The organism is Planctomycetia bacterium (assembly GCA_015200345.1).
Taxonomy (GTDB): Bacteria; Planctomycetota; Phycisphaerae; order UBA1845; family UTPLA1; genus PLA3.
Genome location: CP054187.1, coordinates 2,255,687 through 2,280,249, shown reverse-complemented (window position 1 = coordinate 2,280,249; position 24,563 = coordinate 2,255,687). Strand labels below are relative to the sequence as shown.

At 59.7% G+C, this 24,563-nt stretch carries 18 protein-coding genes, 2 tRNA genes and 2 pseudogenes; 5 read left to right on the top strand and 17 right to left on the bottom strand.

Annotated features, from left to right (window positions below; all coding sequences use genetic code 11):
- Positions 1-40 precede the first annotated feature (40 nt).
- Together HRU71_09360 and HRU71_09355 are read left to right on the top strand one after the other, a co-directional pair.
- Entirely contained in the window at positions 41-1,048 is a 1,008-nt protein-coding gene (locus tag HRU71_09360) for a hypothetical protein (protein ID QOJ03678.1), read from the top strand.
- A 144-nt stretch (positions 1,049-1,192) separates the two neighbouring features.
- Positions 1,193-1,265: transfer RNA gene (locus HRU71_09355), tRNA-Lys, on the top strand.
- Positions 1,266-1,479: 214 nt separating this feature from the next.
- Here HRU71_09355 and HRU71_09350 read toward each other — a convergent pair.
- Both HRU71_09350 and HRU71_09345 read right to left on the bottom strand, forming a co-directional pair.
- On the bottom strand, positions 1,480-2,091 hold the full coding sequence (locus tag HRU71_09350; GenBank protein QOJ04971.1) for an FG-GAP repeat protein: 612 nt from the start codon (positions 2,089-2,091) through the stop codon (positions 1,480-1,482).
- A gap of 634 nt (positions 2,092-2,725) precedes the next feature.
- The gene (locus HRU71_09345; GenBank protein ID QOJ03677.1) at positions 2,726-2,905 is read right to left on the bottom strand and encodes a hypothetical protein; all 180 of its coding nucleotides are present in this window, start codon (positions 2,903-2,905) and stop codon (positions 2,726-2,728) included.
- Between the two features lie 334 nt (positions 2,906-3,239).
- Here HRU71_09345 and HRU71_09340 point away from each other — a divergent pair.
- Positions 3,240-3,312: transfer RNA gene (locus HRU71_09340), tRNA-Thr, on the top strand.
- 268 nt (positions 3,313-3,580) lie between these two features.
- Here HRU71_09340 and HRU71_09335 read toward each other — a convergent pair.
- The 7 genes and pseudogenes from HRU71_09335 to HRU71_09305 all read right to left on the bottom strand — a co-directional run bounded on the left by HRU71_09335 (position 3,581) and on the right by HRU71_09305 (position 11,010).
- Positions 3,581-4,834 (bottom strand): annotated as a pseudogene (locus HRU71_09335) (site-specific integrase).
- A gap of 30 nt (positions 4,835-4,864) precedes the next feature.
- Positions 4,865-6,958: an AAA family ATPase gene (locus HRU71_09330; GenBank protein ID QOJ03676.1), complete on the bottom strand. Its 2,094-nt coding sequence runs from the start codon at positions 6,956-6,958 to the stop codon at positions 4,865-4,867.
- A complete protein-coding gene (locus tag HRU71_09325) occupies positions 6,955-7,221 on the bottom strand; it encodes a helix-turn-helix domain-containing protein (protein QOJ03675.1) in 267 nt (88 codons plus the stop codon). The genes HRU71_09330 and HRU71_09325 overlap by 4 nt, the downstream gene beginning before the upstream one ends.
- Positions 7,222-7,464: 243 nt before the next feature.
- Positions 7,465-8,619 carry a hypothetical protein gene (locus tag HRU71_09320; GenBank protein QOJ03674.1) on the bottom strand — a complete coding sequence of 385 codons (1,155 nt, stop codon included), beginning with the start codon at positions 8,617-8,619 and terminating at the stop codon, positions 7,465-7,467.
- A gap of 592 nt (positions 8,620-9,211) precedes the next feature.
- Complete coding sequence (locus tag HRU71_09315; GenBank protein QOJ03673.1) at positions 9,212-9,352, bottom strand: hypothetical protein; 141 nt, start codon at positions 9,350-9,352, stop codon at positions 9,212-9,214.
- Between the two features lie 143 nt (positions 9,353-9,495).
- Positions 9,496-10,595, bottom strand: a pseudogene (locus HRU71_09310) (IS3 family transposase).
- A complete protein-coding gene (locus HRU71_09305) occupies positions 10,546-11,010 on the bottom strand; it encodes a hypothetical protein (protein QOJ03672.1) in 465 nt (154 codons plus the stop codon). Before HRU71_09305 ends, HRU71_09310 begins: the two are co-directional and overlap by 50 nt.
- A gap of 303 nt (positions 11,011-11,313) precedes the next feature.
- On the opposite strand from HRU71_09305, the gene HRU71_09300 reads away from it, so the two are divergent.
- Complete coding sequence (locus tag HRU71_09300; GenBank protein ID QOJ03671.1) at positions 11,314-11,574, top strand: hypothetical protein; 261 nt, start codon at positions 11,314-11,316, stop codon at positions 11,572-11,574.
- Positions 11,575-11,628: 54 nt separating this feature from the next.
- Here the strand turns inward: HRU71_09300 and HRU71_09295 are convergent, their stop codons facing one another.
- The 5 genes from HRU71_09295 to HRU71_09275 form a co-directional block, all read right to left on the bottom strand.
- Positions 11,629-14,952, bottom strand: a complete 3,324-nt coding sequence (locus HRU71_09295) for an ATP-binding protein (protein ID QOJ03670.1) — start codon at positions 14,950-14,952, stop codon at positions 11,629-11,631.
- Between the two features lie 70 nt (positions 14,953-15,022).
- Positions 15,023-16,795 (bottom strand): AIPR family protein, encoded by a 1,773-nt coding sequence (locus HRU71_09290; GenBank protein ID QOJ03669.1) that lies wholly within the window; start codon positions 16,793-16,795, stop codon positions 15,023-15,025.
- Between the two features lie 19 nt (positions 16,796-16,814).
- A complete protein-coding gene (locus HRU71_09285; GenBank protein ID QOJ03668.1) occupies positions 16,815-20,255 on the bottom strand; it encodes a DUF1156 domain-containing protein in 3,441 nt (1,146 codons plus the stop codon).
- Positions 20,252-20,689: a hypothetical protein gene (locus HRU71_09280; GenBank protein ID QOJ03667.1), complete on the bottom strand. Its 438-nt coding sequence runs from the start codon at positions 20,687-20,689 to the stop codon at positions 20,252-20,254. The genes HRU71_09285 and HRU71_09280 overlap by 4 nt, the downstream gene beginning before the upstream one ends.
- Entirely contained in the window at positions 20,686-21,438 is a 753-nt protein-coding gene (locus tag HRU71_09275) for a hypothetical protein (GenBank protein QOJ03666.1), read from the bottom strand. The genes HRU71_09280 and HRU71_09275 overlap by 4 nt, the downstream gene beginning before the upstream one ends.
- 24 nt (positions 21,439-21,462) lie before the next feature.
- On the opposite strand from HRU71_09275, the gene HRU71_09270 reads away from it, so the two are divergent.
- Positions 21,463-21,801, top strand: a complete 339-nt coding sequence (locus HRU71_09270) for a hypothetical protein (GenBank protein QOJ03665.1) — start codon at positions 21,463-21,465, stop codon at positions 21,799-21,801.
- A gap of 30 nt (positions 21,802-21,831) precedes the next feature.
- Here HRU71_09270 and HRU71_09265 read toward each other — a convergent pair whose 3' ends face one another.
- The 3 genes from HRU71_09265 to HRU71_09255 all read right to left on the bottom strand — a co-directional run bounded on the left by HRU71_09265 (position 21,832) and on the right by HRU71_09255 (position 24,556).
- Positions 21,832-23,253, bottom strand: coding sequence for a hypothetical protein (locus HRU71_09265; GenBank protein QOJ03664.1), 1,422 nt, complete (start codon positions 23,251-23,253; stop codon positions 21,832-21,834).
- A 32-nt stretch (positions 23,254-23,285) separates the two neighbouring features.
- Positions 23,286-23,840, bottom strand: a complete 555-nt coding sequence (locus tag HRU71_09260; GenBank protein ID QOJ03663.1) for a hypothetical protein — start codon at positions 23,838-23,840, stop codon at positions 23,286-23,288.
- A gap of 167 nt (positions 23,841-24,007) precedes the next feature.
- The gene (locus HRU71_09255; protein ID QOJ03662.1) at positions 24,008-24,556 is read right to left on the bottom strand and encodes a hypothetical protein; all 549 of its coding nucleotides are present in this window, start codon (positions 24,554-24,556) and stop codon (positions 24,008-24,010) included.
- Between the last annotated feature and the right edge of the window lie 7 nt (positions 24,557-24,563).

Sequence of the window (24,563 nt, the reverse complement as noted above, 5' to 3'; positions counted from 1 at the left end):
ATCGGCCCGCGCCACCGTTCGCAAACACTACAATACCCGCATGGTGAACTCCCCCGAGATCCAGGCACAGGTCCACGCTGCGCGCGAACGCGGCGGGTTGCTCATGCGTGCGGACCGCGCGGTGATTGAGATCACCGGCCGCGACCGCGCCGCGTGGCTGCACAACCTCGTCACCAACACGGTCAATACGCTCTCGCCCGGCGAGGGCAACTACACCTTTGCGACAAACGTCAAGGGCCGCTGTGTTTTTGACGCGGGGCTCCTGATGCTCGACGACCGCATCTGGCTCGACCTCGATCGCCACTGGCTGGACCTCGCGCACAAGCATCTGGAACGCTACATCATCACGGAGGACGTCACGCTGACCCGGCGCGAAGACGCCGTCCGGTTCGCCGCCATCGGGCCGGCGGCCGCGCCGTTCGCCGCTCGGATCGGCTGCGGAAACCTGGCTGCCATGGCGCAATGGCAGCACGCCGCGGCAACGATCCGCAGTGTGGCGGGGCGGGTTGCTCGAAACGATTTTCTTGGTCTTGCCGCTGCGGATGTCTATTTAATGGGCGCCGGCGCAACCGAGGCCGCCGGGGCCGCGCAATCGCTCGCGACGGAACTCGGGCTGGTCGAAATCGGTCGCGACGCGGCGGAGATTCTCCGAATTGAGGCCGGCATCCCGGCATCGGTCCAGGATATCGACGAGACCGTCGTCCCGCCCGAGACCGGCCGCATCGAGCAGGGCATCAGCTATCACAAGGGGTGCTACCTGGGACAGGAAGTCATCGAGCGTATGCGCGCCCACAACGTTCTCGCACGAAAACTCGTCGGCCTTGTGGTCGAAGCCGATTCGCCTCCGCCGCGCGGCGCGGCCATCGCGCGCGAAGGGATCGAGATCGGCAACGTGACAAGCGCGTGCTGGAGCGAAACCCTCGCCGCGCCGCTGGCACTTGGTTATGTGAAATCGGCTCACACCACGCCCGGCACGGCACTCGTGGTCCGCGGGGCAACGGGTGAAGCAAACGCGGAGATTGTCTCGCTGCCCGCGAAACCAACGTAAACACGGTGCGCGGCTCGCCACCGCCACCACGCGAGCGGCGGATCTCCTTCGGCATTAGCTCAAGTAGTGCATCGGGCTGCTTAAACGCCGGGCCGATGCGATCCTTAACAGATCGGCCCATGCAAGCTAAAATTGGGAAGCTTCGAGAGCGTAGCTCAGTCGGTAGAGCAGCGGCCTTTTAAGCCGCGGGTCCTGGGTTCGAGCCCCAGCGCTCTCATGGTCAATTGCTTCAGTGCCAGGCCGCCAAGCAACCCGGTGGTGACAGCGACGCATCACCACCTGGGTTGCGGGCGAATCCTGCGCTGCGGCCCAGGGTCTCCTTTTGCGCGTCAAGCGGAACATCAAGAAGCCCATCGGCATCAGGCCGGCGGTGTTGCGCCAATGCCTGCCTTCCGGCTGACGAAACACATGCTGCCGCCCGCCGCGCGGCGTCAGCGGGTCGGCGCGCTGCCCGGCGCGCGCCGCCGACGATCGCTGCGCCGCATGCGGTGCAGGCCACAAAGCGTCAACGGCACCGAGACCGCCATGCCGACGCCGCACAGGCCGCCACACGCCCCGCAGGCGTTCGGCGTGGTCAGGTTGGGGTCGTTCGGGCAGCCGTCGTTGCAGTCGGCCGTCCCGTCGCCGTCCGTGTCGGTGTCCGGCGTTCCGCAACCGCATGTTCCCGGCGCCGTCTTGTTGGCATCGTTCGGGCAGCCGTCGAGCGAGTCAGGCACGCCGTCGCCGTCGCTGTCCGGCCCCAAGCCGGTGAAGACGTAGGCCGCCCCCGAATCCGCGGCGCTGTTGTCGGCTCCGTTGCCGTTCACGCCCGTAGCGCTGCTGTCCTCCCGGTACGCCCCGACCACCACCGTGTCGCCGCTGACGGCCACCGAGTAGCCGAACCAGTCGCTCGCCCCGGTGTTGGAGGCCTTCAGATACGCCTGCTGGGCGATCGGGTCGATGGTCAGCGGATAGACCGCGTTTGCATCATCAACGATCAGCCGAAGCCCATGTCGATCAACCGAGCCGCGCGCGTGAGCAAGCGGGTTCGAATCAACCGACATCTCATCGCCGGCTGCCTCGAACCACGCAGGGACGATCCTGCCGGCGGCATCGAAGACCGTCAGCCCCACGTAGGTCACCACCGCCGCGCCGGATTGATCGACAAACGTCACATTCCGACCGTCCCCGCTCACCCGCGGACGCAGGTCGCCACGCACCGCCAAGGTGAATGTCAATGGCTCCTCCAAAGAGCCGCGGGCTTCAGCCCGCGCGGCGCAGCCATGCTGCGCGGACGCCTCGACTCGAGATACCTCCGGCCGCCGGTGCACCGTGTAGCCGTGCTCCAGACCGCGCCGGTCATTCACGTACCACTCGGTCAGCGCGTCGTCCCACTGATACGACACGCGCCCGCCAGCGGCCTCGACGCAGGCCGGCGGTCCGTACCGCGACCCTATGCAAGCGGCCTCTTCATGTTCGCGCGACGGGAACGCGGGTTCACGAATCGAACCCGCTTGCTCACGCGCGCGGCTCGGATCATTCGCCCGGCCGTAGCTCACCAGCTCCAGCCCCCACGACCACTCACCGGAATCAGGCGCGGTGAGAAAGCCGCGGCCGTCGAAGCGCGTGATCCACTGCTGGCCGGGGTTGCGGGCCTGCCAGCCGCCCGCGACCGGGAAGGCCGCATGGCGATTGGCCTCATACACCGCACGGATGCTCGACCAGTCGGAGGGCGCTTAGCCCGTCGGGCACGCGGTCATCAAATGGCCCGGATTCGGCCGGACCGCTCGCCGCGCGGGCGGCGGCCGTCATCAGAAGGGGAAGGGTCAGGTAAACAACGATGGACAGACGGATAGACAGGATGCGTCCGCGTCGCATGGCACTCCTCCGCGGAATAGCAGAGACCATCGGGCGACGCAAACATGGACCGTCCAGGATTGCGAGGCCCGAACGAATCATCAGATTAACAAAATACGGTGGTCGAACTCAAGCGGAAGGATCTTCGTGACAAGCCCGCGTATCGATGCCGGTCGCGGTCCGCCCTTGTATCCGGTCCATCACATCGCCAGGGGTTCATGCACACAACGCTGAAAGCCCCGGCCAACGGTGAAGCCCAGCCAGCCCGGAGGCGTTGGCCGGCAAGCGCAAATCCATTAAAATCACAAACGTACGCGAGCACGCGTAACCGGTCGCGGCAACGCGCGACGAAGACGCCGCCGTAGCTCAGTTGGTAGAGCAGCGGTTTTGTAAACCGCAGGTCATCGGTTCGAGTCCGATCGGCGGCTGTTCAACGCGGTTTTTCCTATCGCCATCAGGGGGCGCAGCGCATGCCACCGTCATGTCGCGACCTGTTGCGTCACCCGTTCCGGTAAGAAAAGGGGTAAGCGCAGACCGTTGTCGATGTCCGCGCGGCGCGGCCTGCTTCGCTGATGCGCTCCGGTGTTCTGGCCGTCCGGCTCCATGTGTTCCGGTTGCCCGTTGGCTGACTTTCTCCGCTGGCGGGACGGAGATATCCGGCAAAGCGGTGAGTGCCTCGGACAAGTCGCCAATCTTGGTGTGCGAATAGCGTGAAAGCGTAAGATTGATGTCGCTGTGACGGGCGAGGTCCTGGGCGAGCTTGGGATGCACGCCACCACGGGCGAGGTTGGTAATGAATGTGTGCCGCAAAGCGTGGAAGTCCAGCACGCGGCCTTCGCCGTCGGTCGGTAGAAGGAAATATGACTTCGTTCGCGTTTGACGCTCCTCATCATCCCCCGCGGCATCGAGCCAAACCGCACGGGCCTTGGCAAGGTCAAACCGCAGCAAGTCCGCGGTGTCGTAGGACGCAGGAATCGCGAAGGCCGCGGCAGCGGGCAGTTTTGCGGCGAAGTGGTGCCGCAGGTCCGCCGCAAGCTGTTGCGGAATCGGCAAAGTGTCTTCTCGCCGCCGCTTTGAGTTTGCGGCGGTAACAGTCACGGTTGGCGGATCGCTCTCAAGATCGAAACTCGCGACCTTCAGGCTCCGCAACTCGCTCGCTCGCAAGCCGGTTTGAACTGCGACCTTGTACAGGATTGCTCTCTCCGGGCCGGAGATACCGCGCCATGGTTCACCATGCTCGGCCGCGTCGATCAGCCGTCTCAGTTCATCGACTTCAAAGGCTCGCCGCTCACGCTCCTCGGTGATGGTCTGCGGCCGCAATCCGGCAAGTGGATTGTCCGGTGCTCGGCCATCCTGAACCATCCACCGACAAAACTGCCGGATCGCCTGAATGTGGAAGTTCGCGGTCCGCGTGCCGATGCCGTCGCGGTCCTTGAGCTTGGTGATTTGCGTCTGCACGGCGCTGGGGGTGATGTCCGGCCAGAACGCGAACTTGCACCCGTCGAGGAGTTTCTTGGCGCGGACGTAGAGCAAGTCGGCGTGTCGCTCCGTCCGGCCACGATGGAGGATGTCGTTCTGCCAGTCCTGAAGATGCTCGGCCAGCGGGCGCTTGCGGTGATCCTCGAAGCGATCACGCAGGCCGGACTGTTGCCGATCGGCCTTTCGTTCCAACTCGGCGGCGAGTTGAGCCGTGGCGGTCTTGTCCTTGAAGCCGACGGCCTTGCGAAGGATGCCGTCGCCATCGCGGTACTCGATGTACCACTTCTTGGCCTGCCCGCGCCGGACAGTGCCGTCGGGCCTCTTCTTCGACCACGACTGCTTGAATAGTCTCGCCATGATTCTCCTCTGCTTCGGCCATTCCCAACCGGCCCGGGACTGCCCTTCATGCAGGCTGGATGCTGTCGGCCGTCTAGATCGACGATACGGTGCCGGGCCGGGGTCTATCCACATGCCGCCTTGCCCCGTGTTTCAGGCTCCTCTTCACGCGGCCTCGCCCCCTGATTCGAAGCCGCCGTCCCCGTACAGCTCCCCATCCGATTCGATTCCGGCACCTATAGAGGCTGTGCTTGCCGGAATTGAATTGTTGAGATAGCGAAGGGGATCATTTCTGTTGCCGGTGCCGCTCGACTTGAACCAGCCCGCCGTAACCCCTTTGGCAAAGTCCCCACGAATCGTCCGGATGCTGGGCTTGGGGACCTTCCCCGACTCCGGCCACGCCTCGTGAACTTCCTCGGCTGTCATGCCTGCGCTGCTGTTCCCGATGATCTCCTGGAGAACCACCAGCCGGTCACCTTGCCTGGCATCGGACTTGCTCCCGACGAGCCGGTATTGGCCATCGCGTAGTTCAATGACCGCTTCGTTGGGCGTTTCATCGAAACGCGAGTACGCCTTCAGCGTCCGTCGACAATCCTCGTTGTTCTGGGAGTCGTAGCGCCGAAACTCAAGAATGATGTCCACCCAGCCTGGCAATGCACCACTGCCGCGCGACGCCTGCCCCTCGGTGCCATCACCCTTCCGGGGGTGGTGTACCAGCAAGAGCCCGGCTCCGGCTTCGGTGATAGCGTGGAGGGGCATCAGTGCCGAGTTCACTTCGGCGGCATCATTCTCCGAAACGACCGGCAGGAGAATGCAGATGGTGTCAAATATGACTAAGTCGAACTTCTTGTCCTCAACGAGTCCGGCGACGTAATTGATGAACGCGCGCCACTCGACAAAGGAGGGGCGACCCTTGAAAGGCAAACAAAGAAATTCGCAACTGTCCGTCAGACCGATTTGATCTCGCCGCTTGGCCCAGAGTCCGCTACTTTCTTCGGCTATGAGCAATGCCCGTCCCTGCTTGATTGCGCCGCCAACGTCACCGCCGCGGCCAATTCCTTTCAAAAGATGGCCAAGCAGGGTGGACTTGCCGGCTTTCCAAATGCCCGTCAGCAGCGTCCTGTAGCCTCGCGCGATGTATCCATCCCAAATCCACTCGACGGCATCGCCCGGCCCGAGTTGAGAGGCTGGCACCGGCGGCCCCCAATTCAATTCCGGCAAGCCCCCATCCTTAGATGCCGGATTCGAATTCGCACTACCTCGGGCCGTCTTCTTTTCAGCATCTCGGACCCGCCTGACGATCTGGTCATCGTCGTAATCCTTGGGGAACAAGTAGACGCTTGAATACAGGCGCACCAAGCTGACTGCATTGGCGTCTGAAAGGTCGTGTTCCACGCACCGACAGGCAACAGCGAGCAGGCGATTCGAGCCGTCGTTCTCCTTCTTGGTCGGCCTGATGCGCAGTGAGGCAGCCAAGGCCGCCGCCAGACGATCGGGCTCGCCCGCGAGGCCCCGTGTACCCCGTGTAACGTCCTTGCTTGCGGTCGATTCAGGTCCGGCTGACGGGAGCGAAGCAAGTTCGGGTTTTACGGAAGGCAAGAGCTGATGTAAGTCCGCCAACTCGACGCGCCGCACTTCGTCGTATTCGACAATCTCGCAAGGAACCGGCTTGTCCCGGTCCTTTACGTTCAAGAAGCCTGGCAGGCGCATGATTCGCGACGGGTCGTGGATCGCCTTGTCGCTGTTGACGCGCGCAATGAGCCGCTTCTGCAGCTCGGTGAACTTGTCGGGCGGGATCGGGTGCTGCAACCTCAGGTAAGAGTGGACGCCGTGGCCGCTGTTGCCCATGAGGCTCGGTACGCCCAGCCCGGCATCGTGCCACCGGCGCAGAGCTTCTTCGACGCCGATCCCGTCGAAGTCGGCGAAAAGGCACCGACAGAGCGCCACGTCAGCTGCGCCCTTGCCTCCTTTCGTTTTTCGCGGATTGACGCCAATGTAGATGTTCTGGCCGATGACGTTTTCACGAAGCAGCAATTCCGCCTTTTCGGGCAGCTCCCGTGCGGTGTACCAGTAGCTTCGTCCGTTTGGCAGAGTTCGTACTTCGACGATGTCTTCCGGCTCAAAGACGACGCGCACAAAGATTGCGATCTGGCGCTTTGCTTCTTGAACCGCTTCGGGCGTGATGATAGAATTCGGTGGTCTGCTGATCGGGGCCGCGTTTCCTTCGCCGGGGCGCGGCCCTTCGTTTGCGCGAGTCATGTTGCGCCTCCCTGCATCCGTTGCCTCGCCTCCCATTCCCGCCTATCCGGCGCGCCAGCCGCGAGCCACGCGCGGATGCCGTTCGGGCCGTCCAAGACGTAGCGCTTTGACTTGCCGAACCGAACCGGCTTCGGACCAATTTTGCCGGCAGATTCCTGCCTTTGGATGTGCCGAATCGAAACACGAAGCAATTCGGCCAGTTCTTCGGTGGTGATCGCGAGCAACGCCGTGGGCGTGCTGATGTTGGAATCGTGAAAGGTCATGGCCGCCCCCTTTGAATTGACTGGCCGATGACTTCTCGCGTAGTCTTGTTTGCTCGGCAATGCGAGCGGCCTTGGCCAGGAGCCTTAGTCGGTAAATCTCACGGCGTAGCCGTGAGATCCGCGATTCGATTGTCTTGGAGTCTGTTTGTGTTGCCATGCCTACATCATGGCGAACAAGCGCAGGGCCAGCGCAGGTTTAGTGTCAGATTAGTGTGGGGTGAATGTCGGGCAAACTCGGGAAGGCTATTCAGTTGTATCCGGCAGTTCGATGTAGTACCCCATGCCCCGCTGGTTCTTGACCGCATCGGCCAGCACATCAAAACCATTGCGCCGAAAGTGGTCCTTGAGTTCAGCGGCCACGGCTCTGCCCTCGCGACCTGAAACTTCATCCAGATTCACGGCCACTGGGCGAGCTTTCCAGACCCTGATGAAGACAGCCCACAACTCACTACCGCCAAACCTGCAAACCTTCGATCCCATTCGAATGATCTGATTGAGCTCATCAATTTCAATGTTGATCGGTTGCCCGGTCTTGAGGCCATCCAGTGAAGCGGGCGCACCGCCCGTCACACCTCCAAATTCTCCAGTTGCGAGCACGCGCCTTCCGCTTCTTGTGATCTCCAGAAGCGTCGCGTTATAGGCTGGCTCCCGAATCAGATAGCCTAGCCCGACAAGCTCTCGCTCCAGGTTCGCATACTCACTTGATGAGCACCCGTGCTTTGCCTCCATCCATTTCATGATTTCATAGTTGCATGGAATGTAGTGATCGGTTGTATCGTGCGGGTCATCGGGAAGCGGCTTCTCATCCTGCAGCCGCGCGACGACGCCCAGCAAGGCCAGCGCATGATTGGGGTTGAAGCCGAGCCTGTGCTCTGCATCGCTCGCCGTTCCCGCGAAATCGCGGACTGCACCAGCCCGCTCCTCTTCAATAACGGCCCGATGCGCCATCGTGTCGATTTGAATCGCATCGGCCCATTCGATGACTTGCGAATGGCAAGACGCCAGCGAGCGTACCGCCAAGTCCACGGCGTTCCCGGGTAATTGCTGAAAGGACGGAATGCCGACTACAACACTAACGATCCAACCACGCACACACTCCAGCATCTCGATCGCCAGCTCGTGAAACGACCGCGCGGCGAAGGCTTGCCACGTCTTGGGCGTGTGATGGACAATGCCCGCAAGACGCATTCTCCATTCATCATCCACCCGGCCCCACCGCTCCTGAACGCGCGCGGCCTCCTCCAATAACGAAACAAGCGCCTCAACTTGTTGCTTGTTACTGCCGCGCTCGGCTGCCACCGAGCGTGCCTGTGAAACGAGAATCTGCGAGAGGTTGACCGCTTCAATGGCGGCGGCAGTAGCATCGACGCGCGGGTCAGTGTGCAGCGCTGCGGACATGTCGCAATCCTTTGCTGGTAAGACCGTCTCACCGCGCCGCTGGGCCTTGATTTAGCGGCCGAGTGAGACCAAGCGCCCCGCCGCACGCACTCGGCGCGCGGCCGTCTCGATTAAGCGGGATTATACCTACGTCAAAGTTGCCTTGGTCAAGCCGGCTGTGGAGTCCCCTTAAGTTCTCGACCTAGATGGAAAGAGTCTGGGGGCCCAAAGGCGGCGAATGGATTGTCCATGCAGACAGGTCTATGGCCGCTGGCTATGCCGGTCATATCTGGACGATTGTGGGGCTGATCGATCATTATGGAGGGCATGACCCTGACACGACAGGAACGGCTCCTTGTCATAGTGTCATTTGCCATAATCGGCCTGACGCCGCTCACATACTTTTGGTCCAAGTACTACCCCAATTGGCCAATAGCAGTCAGTCCGCGCACCACCACCCTGATGCTTCTGGCTCAAATTGTCGTGCCCTTGATCGTGCTTCTAACGAAGATTGCCTTGACTGGGATTGGAAGGAAGAAATAGCCAACCGCAACGAGTCCCTGAACTTTCCAGCAGCCTGGCCTTCCGAGGTTGAACGTCGCAAGGACAACCGCTATCCGCCGGATGGCTTGGCTCGGTAGCCTTCTTGTCGGAGGAGTTCGACAAGCTTGTCGCGGTGGTCACCCTGAAGTTCGATGCAACCATCCTGAATTGTGCCGCCGGTGCCGAGCGAGGCCTTGAATCGCTTCAGCATCGCCGCCTTGTCCTCGTCGCCTGACCTTCCCCCACGGTTTAGTCCACCTGTTATGTTAGTCCAACACCGTTCACAGCACACGCTGTGGGCGGGCGGAGCGCAGTGAGCGGAGCGAACGGAGCGGAGCCTGCCCACAGCGGCGCGCTCATTCGGGCCTCCGGGGCCGGCGGTCGATAGCCCAATGCACTGTGCGGCCGAACCGTGTTGTAATGAACCCGCCAGCGCTCAATCAAGACCTTCGCCTCTTTCAACGTGTAGAAGATCTCGCCATTCAGCACCTCATCGCTCAGCTTCCCGTTAAAACTCTCCACGTAGCCGTTCTCCCAGGGGCTTCCCGGCTCGATGAACAGCGTCTTCACGCCGACTTGGGCCAGCCACTCGCGAACCACCTTCGCCGTGAACTCCGGACCATTGTCGCTCCGCAGATGCCCCGGCACACCCCGCGTCGCAAACAACCACGCCAGCCGCTCCAGCACATCATCCGATCGCAGTCGCCTCGCCACATCAATCGCCAGGCACTCCCGCGTGTACTCATCCACCAGCGTCAACATCCGAAACGGCCGGCCGTCGTGCGTCCAGGCCGTCACGAAATCATAGGCCCAGACGTGATCTTGGCGCTGCGGCCGAAGCCGAACGCAGGAACCATCATTCAGCCACAAACGACCCCGTCTCGGCTGCTTCTTCGGCACCTTCAGGCCTTCGGCCTTCCAGATCCGCTCCACCCGCTTGTGATTCACGATCATCCCTTCGTTCCGAATCAAACCCGTGATCCGCGGCGTTCCGTACCGCCCGTACACCGCCGCCAGCTCGATGATCCGCTGCGTCAACCGGCCTTCATCCTCACGAACCAGCGGAAGATACCGCTGCGTCGCGCGGGACTGACTGAGTGCTTTGCACGCCCGCCTCTCGGAAACGCCCAGGAGTTCCACCGCCTCCTGCACTGCCTGGCGCTTCCGTTGCGGGCTCAGAAGTTTGGGCGGGCGGCCTCGCGAAGAATCGCCTTGTCCAACTCCGCATCGGCCACCAGCCGCTTCAGCCGGGCGTTCTCTCGCTCCAGCTCCTTGAGCCGCTTGGCCTGGTCGGTCTTGAGACCTCCGTACTCCTTCCGCCAGCGGTAGTAGGTCTGCTCCGCCACGCCGATCTGCTTGCTCGCCTGCGCCACCGATCGACCCTGAGCAATCAACACATCCGCCTCACGAAGCTTGTTGACGATCTCCTCCGCCTTGAATCGCTTCCTGCTCATGACCCTTCCTCCTTGATCCAAGCCCCAATCCTAACTCAGAACCTGGATCAGTTTCTGGGGGGAAGGTCACCGTCGTCAGCAGTTGCAACGGCTTTGTACCGTGCGGAAGCGTCTCCTTGAAGACCTCCCGAGCCGTTGGCGATGACAGCTTGTTCACGGTGTCCTTGTTCACACCGGCCAACGAGCAGAGTTGCGAAAAACTCCAATCGTTGAGTCCGAAGGAACCCAGATCCGCGAGCGACAGTCCCAGCCCGCCCGCGCCGACCTCCAGGTCGATCTCGGACGGAGAATGCCACCGCTCCATGGACTTCGCCTTTGCCTCCTGACAATGCCGCCACAACTCGTCAAACGTCGCGAAACACTCGTCCGGCGAACGCCGGAAAAGCTCCGCACTCGCAAGCGTCAATGTCTGCATTGAAAACCTCCTCTCGGTCCCGAAGGACCGCGTTAGAACCTGAAAAACACCACCGGGCACTCGGGCCTTCGCTGACCTCGAAGGCTCCAGTGCCGATTCAAAAATGGATTTCGCCGACGATTCCCCGTTTGATGAGCGTTATGGCGGTCACCCGCCTGCGTGTGCCCTAACGGTTTTCATTTTGAAGTGCGCGAAATCGGCGCGCTGGCCACCACCATCGAGTCTTCGATAAGATGACATGCATGGCGCCTAGTCTTGCCGAAAAACTGCACCCAAAAGCGATTCACGGAGATGTCGCCATTCATGACGGCAATCGTGGCATACGTGCTGGGCGAGACTTGGACCAAACCGGCAATCGCCGAGGTTTCGGTCAGCGAAACTGAGGACCTTGTCTATATCCGAAAAGCGGGGTCTGCTGGTTTTGATGGAATGCAGAGCCTCACAGACTTGCGAAACAACTGGAATCGACTACTCGACGCCGCGGAATTAACGCCTGACGAGCGTCGCGAAGCTGTGCGCATGTTCAACCAGAGCATTGCACCCATTCCTGGCACACGGGTGTGACGCTCGGCGAAATTCAACCGATGTTCAAATGCGAGTGGAACCCAAGCCTTCCTACTAACCAACTTGAAACTCGCTGTTCACGCTTTTCAACACGCGGTTTATTTCGCTGATTACGGAATCTGAAGGCGGCTGCTTGCCAGCCAGATCGATTCGCACGTTGAAAGACACTTCGCAATCCTGCTTCGCTTTTAGCAGCTCACCCATTACATCCGCGAGGTCTTGAATCTGACTCGGTTGTAGTTTTGCCACACCAGACCGAGTCCCAGGGCGGGACGGGGGTGGAGCAGGCGGCGTCGGCCCGCTCGGAACTGGCCCACCCACGGCGACGCGGAGCCGGAGATTTGGCGAACCGGCATAGTCGCAAGGCCACGGACCCGAGTCAGGCAAACGTTCGATCATCCGAGCACGCAAAGCGCCTTCAATCGCGTCGCGTACCGTCACCCATGGCATGACTTTCCCAATTCGCTCGGAAATCGCGACCGCGAGACGCTGACCAGTCGCTGCATTATCCGTCCACGCGGCTGGCGTGCGTTGAGGAAGTACATCAAGCGGAGGAATCGGCGGCGGAGGCGCCTGTACGACCGCGTCGTCTCCGAGCAGCCCCGCGGGAACCTCCTCGGCGAGAAAGCTGGCCGGCCCCGAAGTGAGCCACAACTTCCCGTCACGAATGGCGGCCGTCACCGCCGAATCAACGATGGGCGCCGCGACACGTGGCACTGCAATCGGCTCCTCGTACCCGCCCCGGCTCACCTTCATCGTTCGGCCACCCGAGAAAAAGTCGTGGACACGTTTCAGCGTCAGCTCCGGCGCGTCCCACAGCTCTTTGATCGCTTGCGGATAGACCATCGCCGGCGCCAGCTCGGTAAGCTCGGCTCTCTCGGGAAGAACAAGCTCCAATCCCGAATCGTCCAGCACACCCTCATCCAGCCGCTGCCTCCAGAAAGTACGAATCGACTTGTCCGGCCGCGTCAGCTTTCCGACGAATACTCCCTCGGCGCAGCCGGCGACGATTGTGTCCAGGATGGCCTTTCGATTGAGCATCTTTGGCAAGCGCGCAAATCGAGCGAATGCCCCCACGAGGTCTTTCACGCGTCGCGCGTCTTCATCGTCGCGCCAAAGGTCGTACGGTCCCCCAGGCAGAATTGCGTCCGCGCTGATCGCTGTGTCCTGAATACGTGACCGCTTGTCGCCTTTGATCGTCTGAAACAACGGATCATCGCCGACCTGTATCTTGAATGCTTGCACCTCGTCCTTCTCATTTACCGTGACGACGATGCAGTAGGCCTGTTGAAGCGTGCCGGGAATCCGCTTGTTACTGGCGTCGATGTAGCCCTGCAACATCGCCTGCCGAATCGGATCAAGCTCCTGGCCTTGACGCTTCAGCGTGTCTCGAACCGTCTCCCATCCCAAGTACTCCTTGATGGCGGTTTTTACGCCAACCAAACCGTCGCGCGATGGAACCGCTAGGACAACTGCGTTGCGCTCTTTGCGAGGACGTTCGGCACTGGTCGTTTCTTCGATGAAATGCCTCGCTGCAGCAGGTTTCCCTGATTCGCACGCGAAGTTCGGACCGAGCACCGCGTAGTGGAAGTCGCCATCGTCTTCTATCTGGGCTGGCTTGTCAGGCAAGAGATGGACCTTCGCTCCCGCGCCGGACGCGCCGGCGGTGAGACTTTTTAGTTTGCGGATGTCTTCGATCAATCGCATTTCCACGAGTTCATCCGGCACGCGCGTGCAGGCGTCGGCGTGCATTTGCCGCAGATTGGGCTTCGAGCCGAGCCGCCAGGAGATCGGAAGCGGCTTTGTGCCATTCGTCGGCTTCACTTCGGCGTCGGCCGATTCGTCGAGGAACCACGACCGGTCGAACCACTGCCGCAGCGCCTTTTCTAATTCAATCTTGTCCGGTCGCGTGGCTCCGATCAGCACCAGCAGGTCACGCAGCAGCGCTTTTGCACCGATTGGCTGTGAGTGCAGAAACGTCGCGAATACCGCTTGCTCAATTTCTCTGTGCTTTAGCCCCGGATAGTCATCCTGCGTCTCTCGCGCCTTGGCGAGTTCTGTTTGCAGAATCGCCGTCCATTCTTGTCGCTTCCCCTCGTACACTTCGGAGGTCGCGACACTCGTCAATTCGCGGGACGCCTCTGAAATTCCGTCTCTGCCGGCGTCGTGTAAGAACACGTTTGGGCCAACCAGCGGCGACTGGTCCCACTTTTCGGAATCCCTAAGTGCCAAGGCAAATGTGCGCAGGACACCGCGGGTCCGCTGAAATCCTTCAAGCTGTGTCCACTTCGAGTACAGCACTTCCGTCAAATCAGGATGAAACGGATAGCTCGCGATGTATCGCTCTTCGGCCTTCTTCTGCCCCTTCTTCGTTTCGTCGTCGAGATCGATGATGCCTTTCAAGCCCGCGAAAACGGCCTGACGAAATGCCTCCTTGTCCTGGATTGACTCTGGCGTGAAGAACCGCCGGCGAAGCACTTCTGCGACATCCTCCTTCAGCACCGGCTGCACGCCTTCCTCTCGCTCACGACGAAAGATCGCGTACAACTCGTCCTGCATTGCCTTGCCCAGTTCGTCGCTCTTCTTGGGATCGGTCGCCAAAAGCGACGCGACAATTGCACAGCGATCGACTTTCGTCACTGCCTGCGTCAAGTACTGAAAAAAGTTGACCAAGCGGTCACGCCAAGCCGGGTCCATTCCGACCTTCTCGCGGGCATACATCAACACTTCGTCGATTAGGACAAGTGTCGCAAGGCCGTCTTTTTCTGGAGCTTTTAGCAACTCGACCAGCAGCGGTTCCGCCGGAGCGGAATCCCGCTCCTCATCCTTATCGTCTGCGTTCAACAGCTTGATTCCCGCGCTACCAGCAATCTGCCACGCCAAGACGCTCCACGGCTGCCGTAGGCGACGCTTCTTGCCTGTCGGGCCGAGCACTTCCATACCCTTCTCGACATCCAGCTTGTCGAAGGGTAAGACAGCAACGCGCGCCCGTGGAGGCGTCATCCCGATGTGAGCCTGAAACTCCTTAACGCTAGGTAGGTCGGGGAGTTTTGCCGGATCGTTGACTAAGTGGTAGAGCGTGATGAGCGTGTGAGTTTTGCCGCCGCCGTACGTCAACTCAAGCTGGCGAATCGCCTTCTGGTTTTTCCCCGCCAATCGAAGCACGACGTCTTTGCAGAGATCGCGCAGATTTGTGGTTGGGTATGTGAGCGCAAAGAACTCCTTCGGATCCTCATACGTGCGCCGTTTACCGCTTTGCAGCACGACATCGTAGAGGTCGGCGGCGAATTCGTTCATCGCCAGCTCGCCCGTACGAACATCTTCGCGCAGCTTGACCACTTCATGCCACGCTTTCCACGGCGTTTTTCCGCTGCTCATTGCTCACATCCCTTTGCGTTCAAAGTCGGTCGCGCTGACCTGCGCCTGAATCATGGAACGTTTCGAAGCCTTACCTGAGCTTCTTCTCAACCCATTTCCAGCGCTTGTATGCGACCTCCATACATCGTTTGTATACTGCGTTCGTTCGCAGGAAGCTGACGTTTCCTTCCGCAGCCTTCGCTGCGTAGGGCTTTTCCTTGACAACATCGTCGATCAGAAAGCGGCACCGTGTTGTTGCGAGTTTGGAAAGACGTTCCGTGTAGTTCGCTTCAAGACTCAATCCCTTGCCAAAGTCCTCAGCCAAGCCCTCAACGTCCGATTCGTTGAGCAGCCCTTGGCAAAGTAGCGCCCAGAGCAAATTGCGGGCACGGTGCATGTACGCATACTTGTTCACGCCCTTGTCGACGATGTCGTTCAATAGGCGCCGCAAGCGAAATTGCACTTTGTAACAGAGCACGATTTTTCGGGCATCAGCCTTGAGCCGAGAATCGGAAAAGACTTGAGAATAGAGCCGGTCATCCTCGAACACTTCTCGGAGTCGAGACAGCTTGTCAATATCTCCATCCGTTACGACGAACGTCTGCGCAAGACGTCGCAACTCGATTGCCTTGTATTCTGTGATCCCTTGCCCCTCCAGGTCATCGTCGCTTAGATTCGCGAACGCGTTTTCTTGACGCTCGTAATAAATGCCCAGGTCGTCACGGAACTTGTCCTGAAGCTCAAGCTGAATCATGTCGTTGGCGTGCAAGCTGGACGGTTCGACAGGATTCTGCCGATTGTTGTTGATCGTGACAGTCGTCACGAATTCCGGCGTTGCCTTCGTCACGACTTTGCACAGTACGTGTATTTCATCAAGCACGTCGCGTCGCTCCGTCAGCCGCTGGTTGCCTTCATTAGCTTTCAAGAAACGGGCCAGCGTCGTGACGGTCTGCGCACCGTTAAGCAATCTCGGCTCGGTAATCTTGTGGTATCCATCCTCCTTTTCGAGCGCTTCAGCTGACAACGTGACGCCGTTATGGTTGAACGCAAAAACGCTTGGAGCGTCCTTGTCGTCCAGTACGATCCGCTTGAAGGCCTGCGATATGGAGCGATTCACGGCCTGCTCTTCGGACAGAGCGGCGCGGATGTTCCGCTCAAAGAACCGCTGCCCCATCCGCTGGTGCATTTCGTGTAAATCCATCAGCCTCACAAATGCCACATTCATGAATTCCCCGTCCGGTCCGACACGGGATAGCGGCGTCTCAGTGAGATGAACGGGAAAAGTATTCGTCTTGCGCTGATGTGATGCCGAGCCCACCTTGCGCGTGCGAGCAGAGCGAAATTCGATGACCAGCGTGATGGGGCGACCGAGCGATTGATCTATCAGGAATTTCTTGTTCTCCAAGTCCTCGCGCAGCTTGTCGAGCACCTGACTCCGCTCCGCTTCGGCAGGGTCCCCCGTGAAGACGAAGTGGATGCACACCCGATCGATGATTGCCTCGTTCTCGATGATGCAACTCTTGATTTGCTGCAAGAGCTGGTTGAGCTGCTGGTCCTGCGTGGCGGCGCCGAAGATGCGTTCCATCCCGGCATCGATCAGGCGTTGAAAAGACTGTTTGAACTGCGCATGCGAATCGGAGTACTTGAACTGGAACAGGTACAGATTCCGCTTTTCGCGGTCGAAATGAAATCCATCGATGCCGTAATCATTGCCGCCAAACGCCACTTGCACCGCCGCCTGTTCCCGCGACAACCCGAATTCTTGTTCCAAGTAGAGCAGGCCGAAGTAGTCCTGGCGAACGCCGCCGCAAGTCCCCTTGTGGTCGGAATACGCTTGATCGACATGACGGTCAGTTATCGACATCTGTAGATGCTCCAGGTGCTCAATCCGCGTCCGCTTCGACTATCTCGACAAACGGCAACGCCGCCGTTCCAGCCGCCTTCATTCCCCGCGCCTGCACGTGGTTGCTGATGCTCTCCAGCACACTTCGCTCTTCGCTCGCTTCCGGCGATAGCTCAATCAACGCTTGCAAGAGCTGCTTGAACAACTCGCTCCGCCGCAGACCGCGGTCTTCCAGGTACAGATCGACCTTGGTCACGTCGCCGGCCTTCCACAGGTGCATCAGCCGGTGGACCTGATCAATCAGCGGCATCATTTTCGGCGCCGCCGGCGCCGACTCAACGGGTTGTGTATCCTCTATGAGCCGAGGCTGGGCTTCCTCACGCAGCCGCCGCGACCGCGTCGCTTCCGCCAGCGGATCAACGCCCATCCCCGGCCGTTTGCGCTGCTTCCACGCCTTGAGCTTGAACGTGCTGCCGCTGCCTTCCTCTGCATCGCCTTCCGCGTCGGCGTCGCCTTCGTCCGCCTCGCCATCGTCGTCCTTATCCACGCCGCCCGACCGCACCAGCAGGTCGTACTTGTCTGCCAGGTCGCTTTCCGACAGATTGCACGACACGGCGTACAGGATGCACGCCCCGGCTGGCGCATCGTCCATACCGAAGTCGTGCCGGTGCAGCAGGTAGTAGGTGGTCACGTCGTCCAGCGTCGCTGCTGTATCGGTGTCCGTCTCCACGCCGGTTGCCTCGGTCAGCACGCGGCCGACGACGAAATCGACGACGATTCGGCGGACCGCCCGCAGAAACTCCGACACGCTCATCGTTTCACCCGGGCTGTCGGCTTTCTTCACAAACGGATGCTTGCTGAACGCCTCCATCGCCGGCCCGGTTGCTGCCCACACGAAGTCAGGCCCGTCGATACCGGCGTCCCAGAAGGACCGCAATTGACCGGTAATGCGCGAGCGCATTTCTCCTAGCACCGTATTGTCCCAGCCGGGTCGAGCGGTCTCCGAACGCCTCTTACAAACCAGCCAGACTGACGATGCGAGGGCAGCCGACGTGAGCGCGCGCGTTCTGTTCCCCATCTCAGTCCGAATGGGCCAACTGCCATCGACAACGAACCCAGAGCGAATGATCGCGGATACTAGTGTCTCCCATGCCGCGGGCTGTTTGTTAGCGAATACAATGACCAGTCGTCCTTCAGGCTTGAGTGCAGCACGGCACAGCTCAAACACTCGCGCCATTCCACTCTCGTATGAATCGCGAGACTGTTTTCTGTTTCCATCGTGCCTGCTATCGTCGTCGATCAATTCACCGTCGTCTGTTGCTGCGTCCCACTTCGGGCCGAGGGAACTCTTGAAGGAAGCATCAAACGATGGGCTGAGGCCGCTGACGGACCGTCGCAGCCACACGTAAAAGAAATCCATCAAATCGGAGTATGGGATCGCGTCGTAATACGGAGGATCCGTCAATACGACATCGAACTCGCCCGAATTATTCAAGGTCTTTGCTGACTTCGCGAATATATGGGGCGCCATCGCTGCCGCGGACGCATTCGTTACATGGTTAATAACGAGCGCAACCCATGCAACCGCACTCTGATAGCTACCGGTCAAGCCTGAAAGTGGAGCTACCTCGGTGAAGTCCCAATTCATCGGCAATGCAAATCGTTGAAATGTATTAACAATGAATTCTGCCTTCGTTTGGAAATGAGTGACCATCGAGCCATAATCTGCTACCCGATCCACAGCGTCCGCAAGATAACAAGCCAATGCTTCTTTCCACACGTCGGAGTAGTTTTCATTGGCGAGCACCAACCGTGCATTTCGCGTAGAGTTCACAAGGGTGGCCAGCGCAAACAATTGCCGTTGGGTAAACAGCTTTCGCCACTCATTGAATCCGTAAAGCGGTGCGCGGATGCCAAGCGCGTCCTTGGTGGGCATGGGTTCGCCCGGAACCCCGAATGGCACGGCCGCAAAAGCGCTATCTAGGTTGACCGCAGCCAAATCCGCCGCTTCGAGTTCCTCGTCAGTTGGTCTTCGATATTCTTTCCCATCAGGCCCGTCCAGAACAACAGCGGTCATCACGGCACCGAGTTGGCCGTTTAGACCTTCTTGTCGCATGTCCTCCATCTCCATCGCGACGGTGCCGGGCTTGCCACAGCATGGGCACCATGCTCCCGCACGGCTCATCGTCCCCGCACCGACACTTCGATCATGCTCTCGTTTTTGCGCGTTGTTGCCGCCCACAGCAGGAACTCTGCATTCCACGCTGAATGCCACTCCGGTCCTGTCAGAATTCGGCTCCATCGTCAGGAGGACGCGCTTCTTCTCCCGCTTCGCCAGCCATCGAGTCTTGAGAAGGGGGATGGTTGCGCGGCAGTTCTTGCACCGCACCGTCCGGGCCCACAGGTACGCGACGGTCGGCTTGGCCACCCAACGCGGATTGGACTTGTTCTTGAAAAAGGCCTCCGTCGCTTCTTTGCGGTACTTTTGGCTCTCCGCGTCTTTGCCCCAGAACTTCTTGTCCTTCGCAAACGCCTGCTTAAGCACTTCCTCATTCAGCGCGTCGATATCCGGCGTGCCGTCGTCCTTGAGCGGCACGAGGCGCATCGGGCGCACCAGCTTCGGGTGCTTCTCCCGCCACTCCTCGACATTTTCGAGCGGTTGATAGTCGGCGTACGTCGGATAGAAACGGGCCAGCTCCTTTCGCGCTTCGGCCAGCACCCAGCGGCCCCATGCCCGCACGTGCCAGGCCAGGTCGGCCTCCAGAAACGACGAATCAACGTTTTGCCCCAACATCCCCGGAAGGGGCGGCGAATAATCCGTGGCCGTCAGGCCGAGATCGTTCAGAAACGTGCGGATCTGCGCCTTCTTGAAGCCGTGGGCCTTGAAGAACTCCTCCATGAACTCAGCGTCGCGCAGGGCGAAGTCCGGCAGCCGCCGCTTCTGGCCGGCGAGCTTCTGCGGATATTCGAGCGTGCACTTCAGGATGAACCACGCAACCGGGTTGATATCGATGGCCGTGACCTCGCAGCCCAGCCGCATCGCCTCCAGCGGAATGGCCCCGCCGCCCGCGAACGGATCGAGCACCTTCGGCGCCCGCCCGCCGTAGGCCTTGCGGATCTCCTCGCGGAACCAATCCACGTCGGCCTTGTTCTCCGTCTCGCGGCCCCAGTGCAGAATGCCACCGACGGTCTCCTCGACGACCTTGTCCTCGACCTTGCCGCTCGGCAGTTTTTTTCGCTTGACGACCTTCACGACCTTGCCGCCGATCTTCTCGCACAGCGCCTTGCGCAGCTCCGGCGTGCCGGGGTCCGGCAGCAGCGTCGCAATCAACGCCGCCCGACAAGCCGCCAACGGCCGCCGCGCAGGCCAGATGTGCAGCGTGGAGATGTGCCCGTGGCGAACGTTCTTCTCGTGGACGGAGTCCAGCGAGGTCTGCTTGAGCGGAAAGGCGACTTCGATGAGGCGTTTGTCGTTGCTCATGATTTGCTTCCTTCATCGATCGGCGTGGTTCGAAGTACGCAAATCTTGTTGACCCATTTCTTGATTTCCGAAAACTGCTCGTCGATCTTCGCGTTATCCGGCTGGGCTTTCCGCCGTTCATTTACGATATCGTTCACACGCGTGCGGAGCCCCGAGAAGGCCTCCTCAATATCCATCGCGCGTGTTACGTGAGGAACTGACTCCTGCTCAACAATCCTCGCCTTGCACTCACTGCACAACCGTCGCCCGGCGACGGTGATGTATCGCCTATCTTTCGTGTCGAATGACTGGCCGCACGCGAGCACGAACGCCCTAATGCAACAATCAGGATATCCATGCCCTCGCCCAAACCTAACATGATGCTCTACCTCTTCGCGGCTCAACTTCCCGTTGAGGGCCGACACAAGTTCTTCGATTAATTCACCCGTCGTCATTTCTTCTTTCCCTTCGGATGCGTCAGCGCATACCCGTGGCTTTTCCAGCACTCTTCCACTGTGTGAAGCTGCTCCCGCAGGACATCGAGCGCCTTTTTGCTGTAGCGCCTGTAGAGTGATGAGCCGATCTTCAACTCGCGAAACGATTCATCATCTTTGTCGAGGCCGTACTGGCGAACCATCGCCAGCGTGCGCGGTCCGCTGATACCGAGCTTGGCGGCCAATTGAAGTAGCCCCATGTTGAACTTGTCGAAAATGTTGATTTCTTTCTGAATGATAAATCCAGCCGGCGGCTCGGGATCATCCGGCTTCAGAACGCGGACTGCGAGGGCTTCCGGCGTCTCCTTCGCGATCTTGAAACCCATCGCAATACCGTCGCCGTCCGACGTGAACTCGATCTTCGCGATTTCCGGGAAGGCGACGCGCCAGCTTTCCGAAGCACTCAAATTCTCAAGCGCGACCTCCAGTTCTGCCGGTGTCATTCGTCGCTGTTGTTCCGCTGGATTGATCTTGAAGGCCATCAGCGGCCGCAACATCGCAATCGCGCGCTGTTTGGGCAGATCACGTTGTCGTAAAAGCTCGCGCAAGCGGGTGAACTCATCGTCAAGAACGCGCCCAAGCTGCTGGGGCGGGATCGAGCAGATGGGTAGCACACGGCCCGGCAAGAAATCGAGCAACCCCATGCCGGTCGCCTTTCGGATCAGCTCATTGAAGAGCGAAACCGACGCCTGCGCGAAGATGTAGAGCATGGGCTCGGAGATATCCTGATAGTAATGCATCGCATGATCGCGGAGATTGTCGAGCATCGAGACAAACTGCCGCTGATCTTTGTCGATAAGACCGAGTTGCTCGGCCGCCAGCCGAAGACATGTGTCAAACGTGTACGAAAACCCGCGTTCCTCGTCGAAGGCCGTGCCGGTCCGGTCAACAATCAGCGACTTGAGCATCATCTCGAAACTGTGATGCAGCAGAATGAGCACCGCCTCCGGGCGCGCGCATTCATGCGGCCGATTGAACAACTCAATCGCGAGCTGAATGCTTTCCAGCGCCCGGCGACGAAGTTGTTCCACGTCCGGATGAATTCGTGCGTCAAGTTGTGTCGGATCAGGTGAAATCGCGAACTCCCATCGGACGGCAAGCCGTCACGCTCGCACATTTGCAAGCAGGTTTTTGAAATCCGTTACGTTTCCAAGCTTCGACACAACCGCATTGTCAGCCGCAACGATGGCCTCTAGTACTCTCTTGATTGCCGGTGTCGTGACTTGGTCGAGCAATCGTTGTGCAATCTCCTTAAAACGCGCGGCGCAGGAACCGAGGCGCGCCCTTGAAGTGAACTCTGCGTCATTGAGCAAGTTTACAAATGCCTTCGCCGCATCGTTCGTCCACAATGCGATGATTTCGTCGTAGGTGCCCGTCCCGGCCCAAGACACGCCATAGCCATTTCCGATGCGGCACATCGTCACCGTTTTAACTAATTTTTGCAGCACGGATCGCGGAATGACACCGCTTTGGGGAACCAGATTGCGGAGCATTCGCGCAGGTCCGGCTTCGGTGTGAAAATTGTTCCACCCTCCGTGGGCCGCGTTCAACGCATCGACGGCAGTTCCCATCTCGACAGCCAATGCGTCGGTCGGCAAATATGGGAGTCCGCCAACATGCTCTAGGAACTCGCGCGCGAGCTTTGCGCGAGTCGCCTCACCGTTTGCGGACAGTGTGGCTTGTTTCAAGCCGACCTCGTGTCGCCCGTCGTCGTCTGTGACACCCCATACACCCGGCGCCACGAGCATGATGTTCGTTCGGGTTGTAGCTGCGAGTTGTGTGTCGCAAAACATGCCGACTAGAGATCTCATCAAGCTGCGCGCCAGGTCCGGCGGCAAGTGCTCGACGGCTGCCTCAATGGGCGGCACATCGTCCTTGGTGAGCGTCTCGGAACGCAGGCTGTGAAGCAGCTTCCGCACTTCGACTACGGGACCCTCTGGTTCACGGCCAAGCACCTCTCGAATGCACGTCTGCAACCACGACACCAGTTGCAGCCCAGTAAGCTCGTTGTGGTTTGGATGTGCGGCACTCGCGTAGTTCCGCATGTCGCGAATGTAGTCCAGGTGCCGGAATCCAATGTCGGTGATGATTCCAGTCTCACGGCAACCCTTTACAAGTTGCCAGTCATCCAGTTTTGCGAGGTCGGATTCGTCCCTAAACTTTGATCGCGTAGAGGGGTCGGTCAGGACCGTATCGAAGAAGTATGCGAGGTCGAATCGCGCGACCTTGTCGCGAAGATTATGAATCGTCTCGTCCCAAAGGTAATTCAAGGCCGCATCGAATAATCCGGCTGCCGCCGCCGCAATGAACTTCGACACGTAAAGCGCCGACAGTCTCTTAGCTCCGTCGAGCGGGTCGATTGCGGCGGGTAGGTTGTTGATGACCTGTGCGCGCTCAGCAAGATTGACCAGAATGCCCTCCGAGGGGAGCGCTAGGTCGGCCAAGAACTTGGTTAGACCCATGGAGAAACTGTCTGCTCGCGTCGCAAGGTCTCGCGGACCAACGATTTCGATTTCACCAGCCATTTAGCCATCTCCGCATTTGTCGTAACTCTCAATCACAGCGTGTACGGCAAGTACTGTATGAGCTTCGCGTAGAAACCAAGGGCGATGCGAACGGTTACGGCGTATTCCTCTACGTGAGCGCAGTTGTTCCGTTCATCACGCATCGCATCGAGTTGCGTCCACACATGCTTCTTATAAAGATCGAGTTTTCTTCCAGCCGAAAGTAAAAGCGCATCATCAAAGTGCTCGCAGAGCTGGTCTTTCGACTTAACCTGAGAGACCTTCTTGTACACGCCGTGAAAGTCCAGTTTGAGGATCGCATTCAAGCCGACAAAGCCGTCACGTGCGATGCGATTCTGGAGAAGGTCGATGAAGCCGGTCCACCCGAGAATAATGGCCGCTCGTGGGGCCTGCGCATATTGAATGCAGTCGAGTCCCTCCGAGAAGTACTTGAATTCAGTTACGCCAAGCGCTCGAAGCTCGCCGCGAAGCTCGCTGACTTCGGGTACGCGTTCCGGCCCTTTGGAAATCGCATATCCCTCAGACTGTTGCGCACGCCAGCGAGAAGCGCGATCCGCGATAGTTCGAATGAGAGCGAGGTCGTCCATGTGCTTAGCTCAGCAAGTTCTCGCGAATGCTCTTAAAGAGCGCGTCATAGACCGCCTGGTCTGATGCAGCCGGCAAATGGAGTTCGATGTTCACGTGGATCGGAATGTTGGACACGGTCCCCGTCACTCTGGCCACCTGATCACGAGTGGGCAGCGCGGTGCTGCTGTCAACCACGCCCGTGAGTGTTTGCTCCGCCTTTGGCGGCGTTGCCTCGCTCGGAGGCGGCGCCTCTGACAGAGCATCCGGCAGTCTCGCGGAGCATTCCAGAACGAGTGAGAATTTCAATTAAGCACTTCGTTCCGGTCTTTGTCGCCGACGAATTGGGTTCACCGAGTGATTGTGCAATCTTGCCCCCTAGGGCGTCAGACGGCACAGACTTCTGCACTCGGATCATTTCCAGGACACTTCGCGTTGCCGGGGCGGTGCGCAGAACTTTCCGCCAAGCTGCGGCTTCATCTTGATCCAGACCGTGACCGATTGCGATCGCAAGCGCCCGGCCTTCATCGGTGAGCGACTTTGACCTGCCTCCGCTCACAAGCCCAAGCCCTACGAGAAATCCGTGGTTTGCCGACAGGAGCGTTTTGTTCATTCCCGCCTTGGCCGCGACATCGTCAAGGCTTGCTGGCTTGTCGCCGCAAAGCGCATAGGCGTGCAGAATCTTGGATACAACTTCGGATCCACTCGTAGGGAGCGCGAACTTTGGGGCGTCCGCCATGACCAAC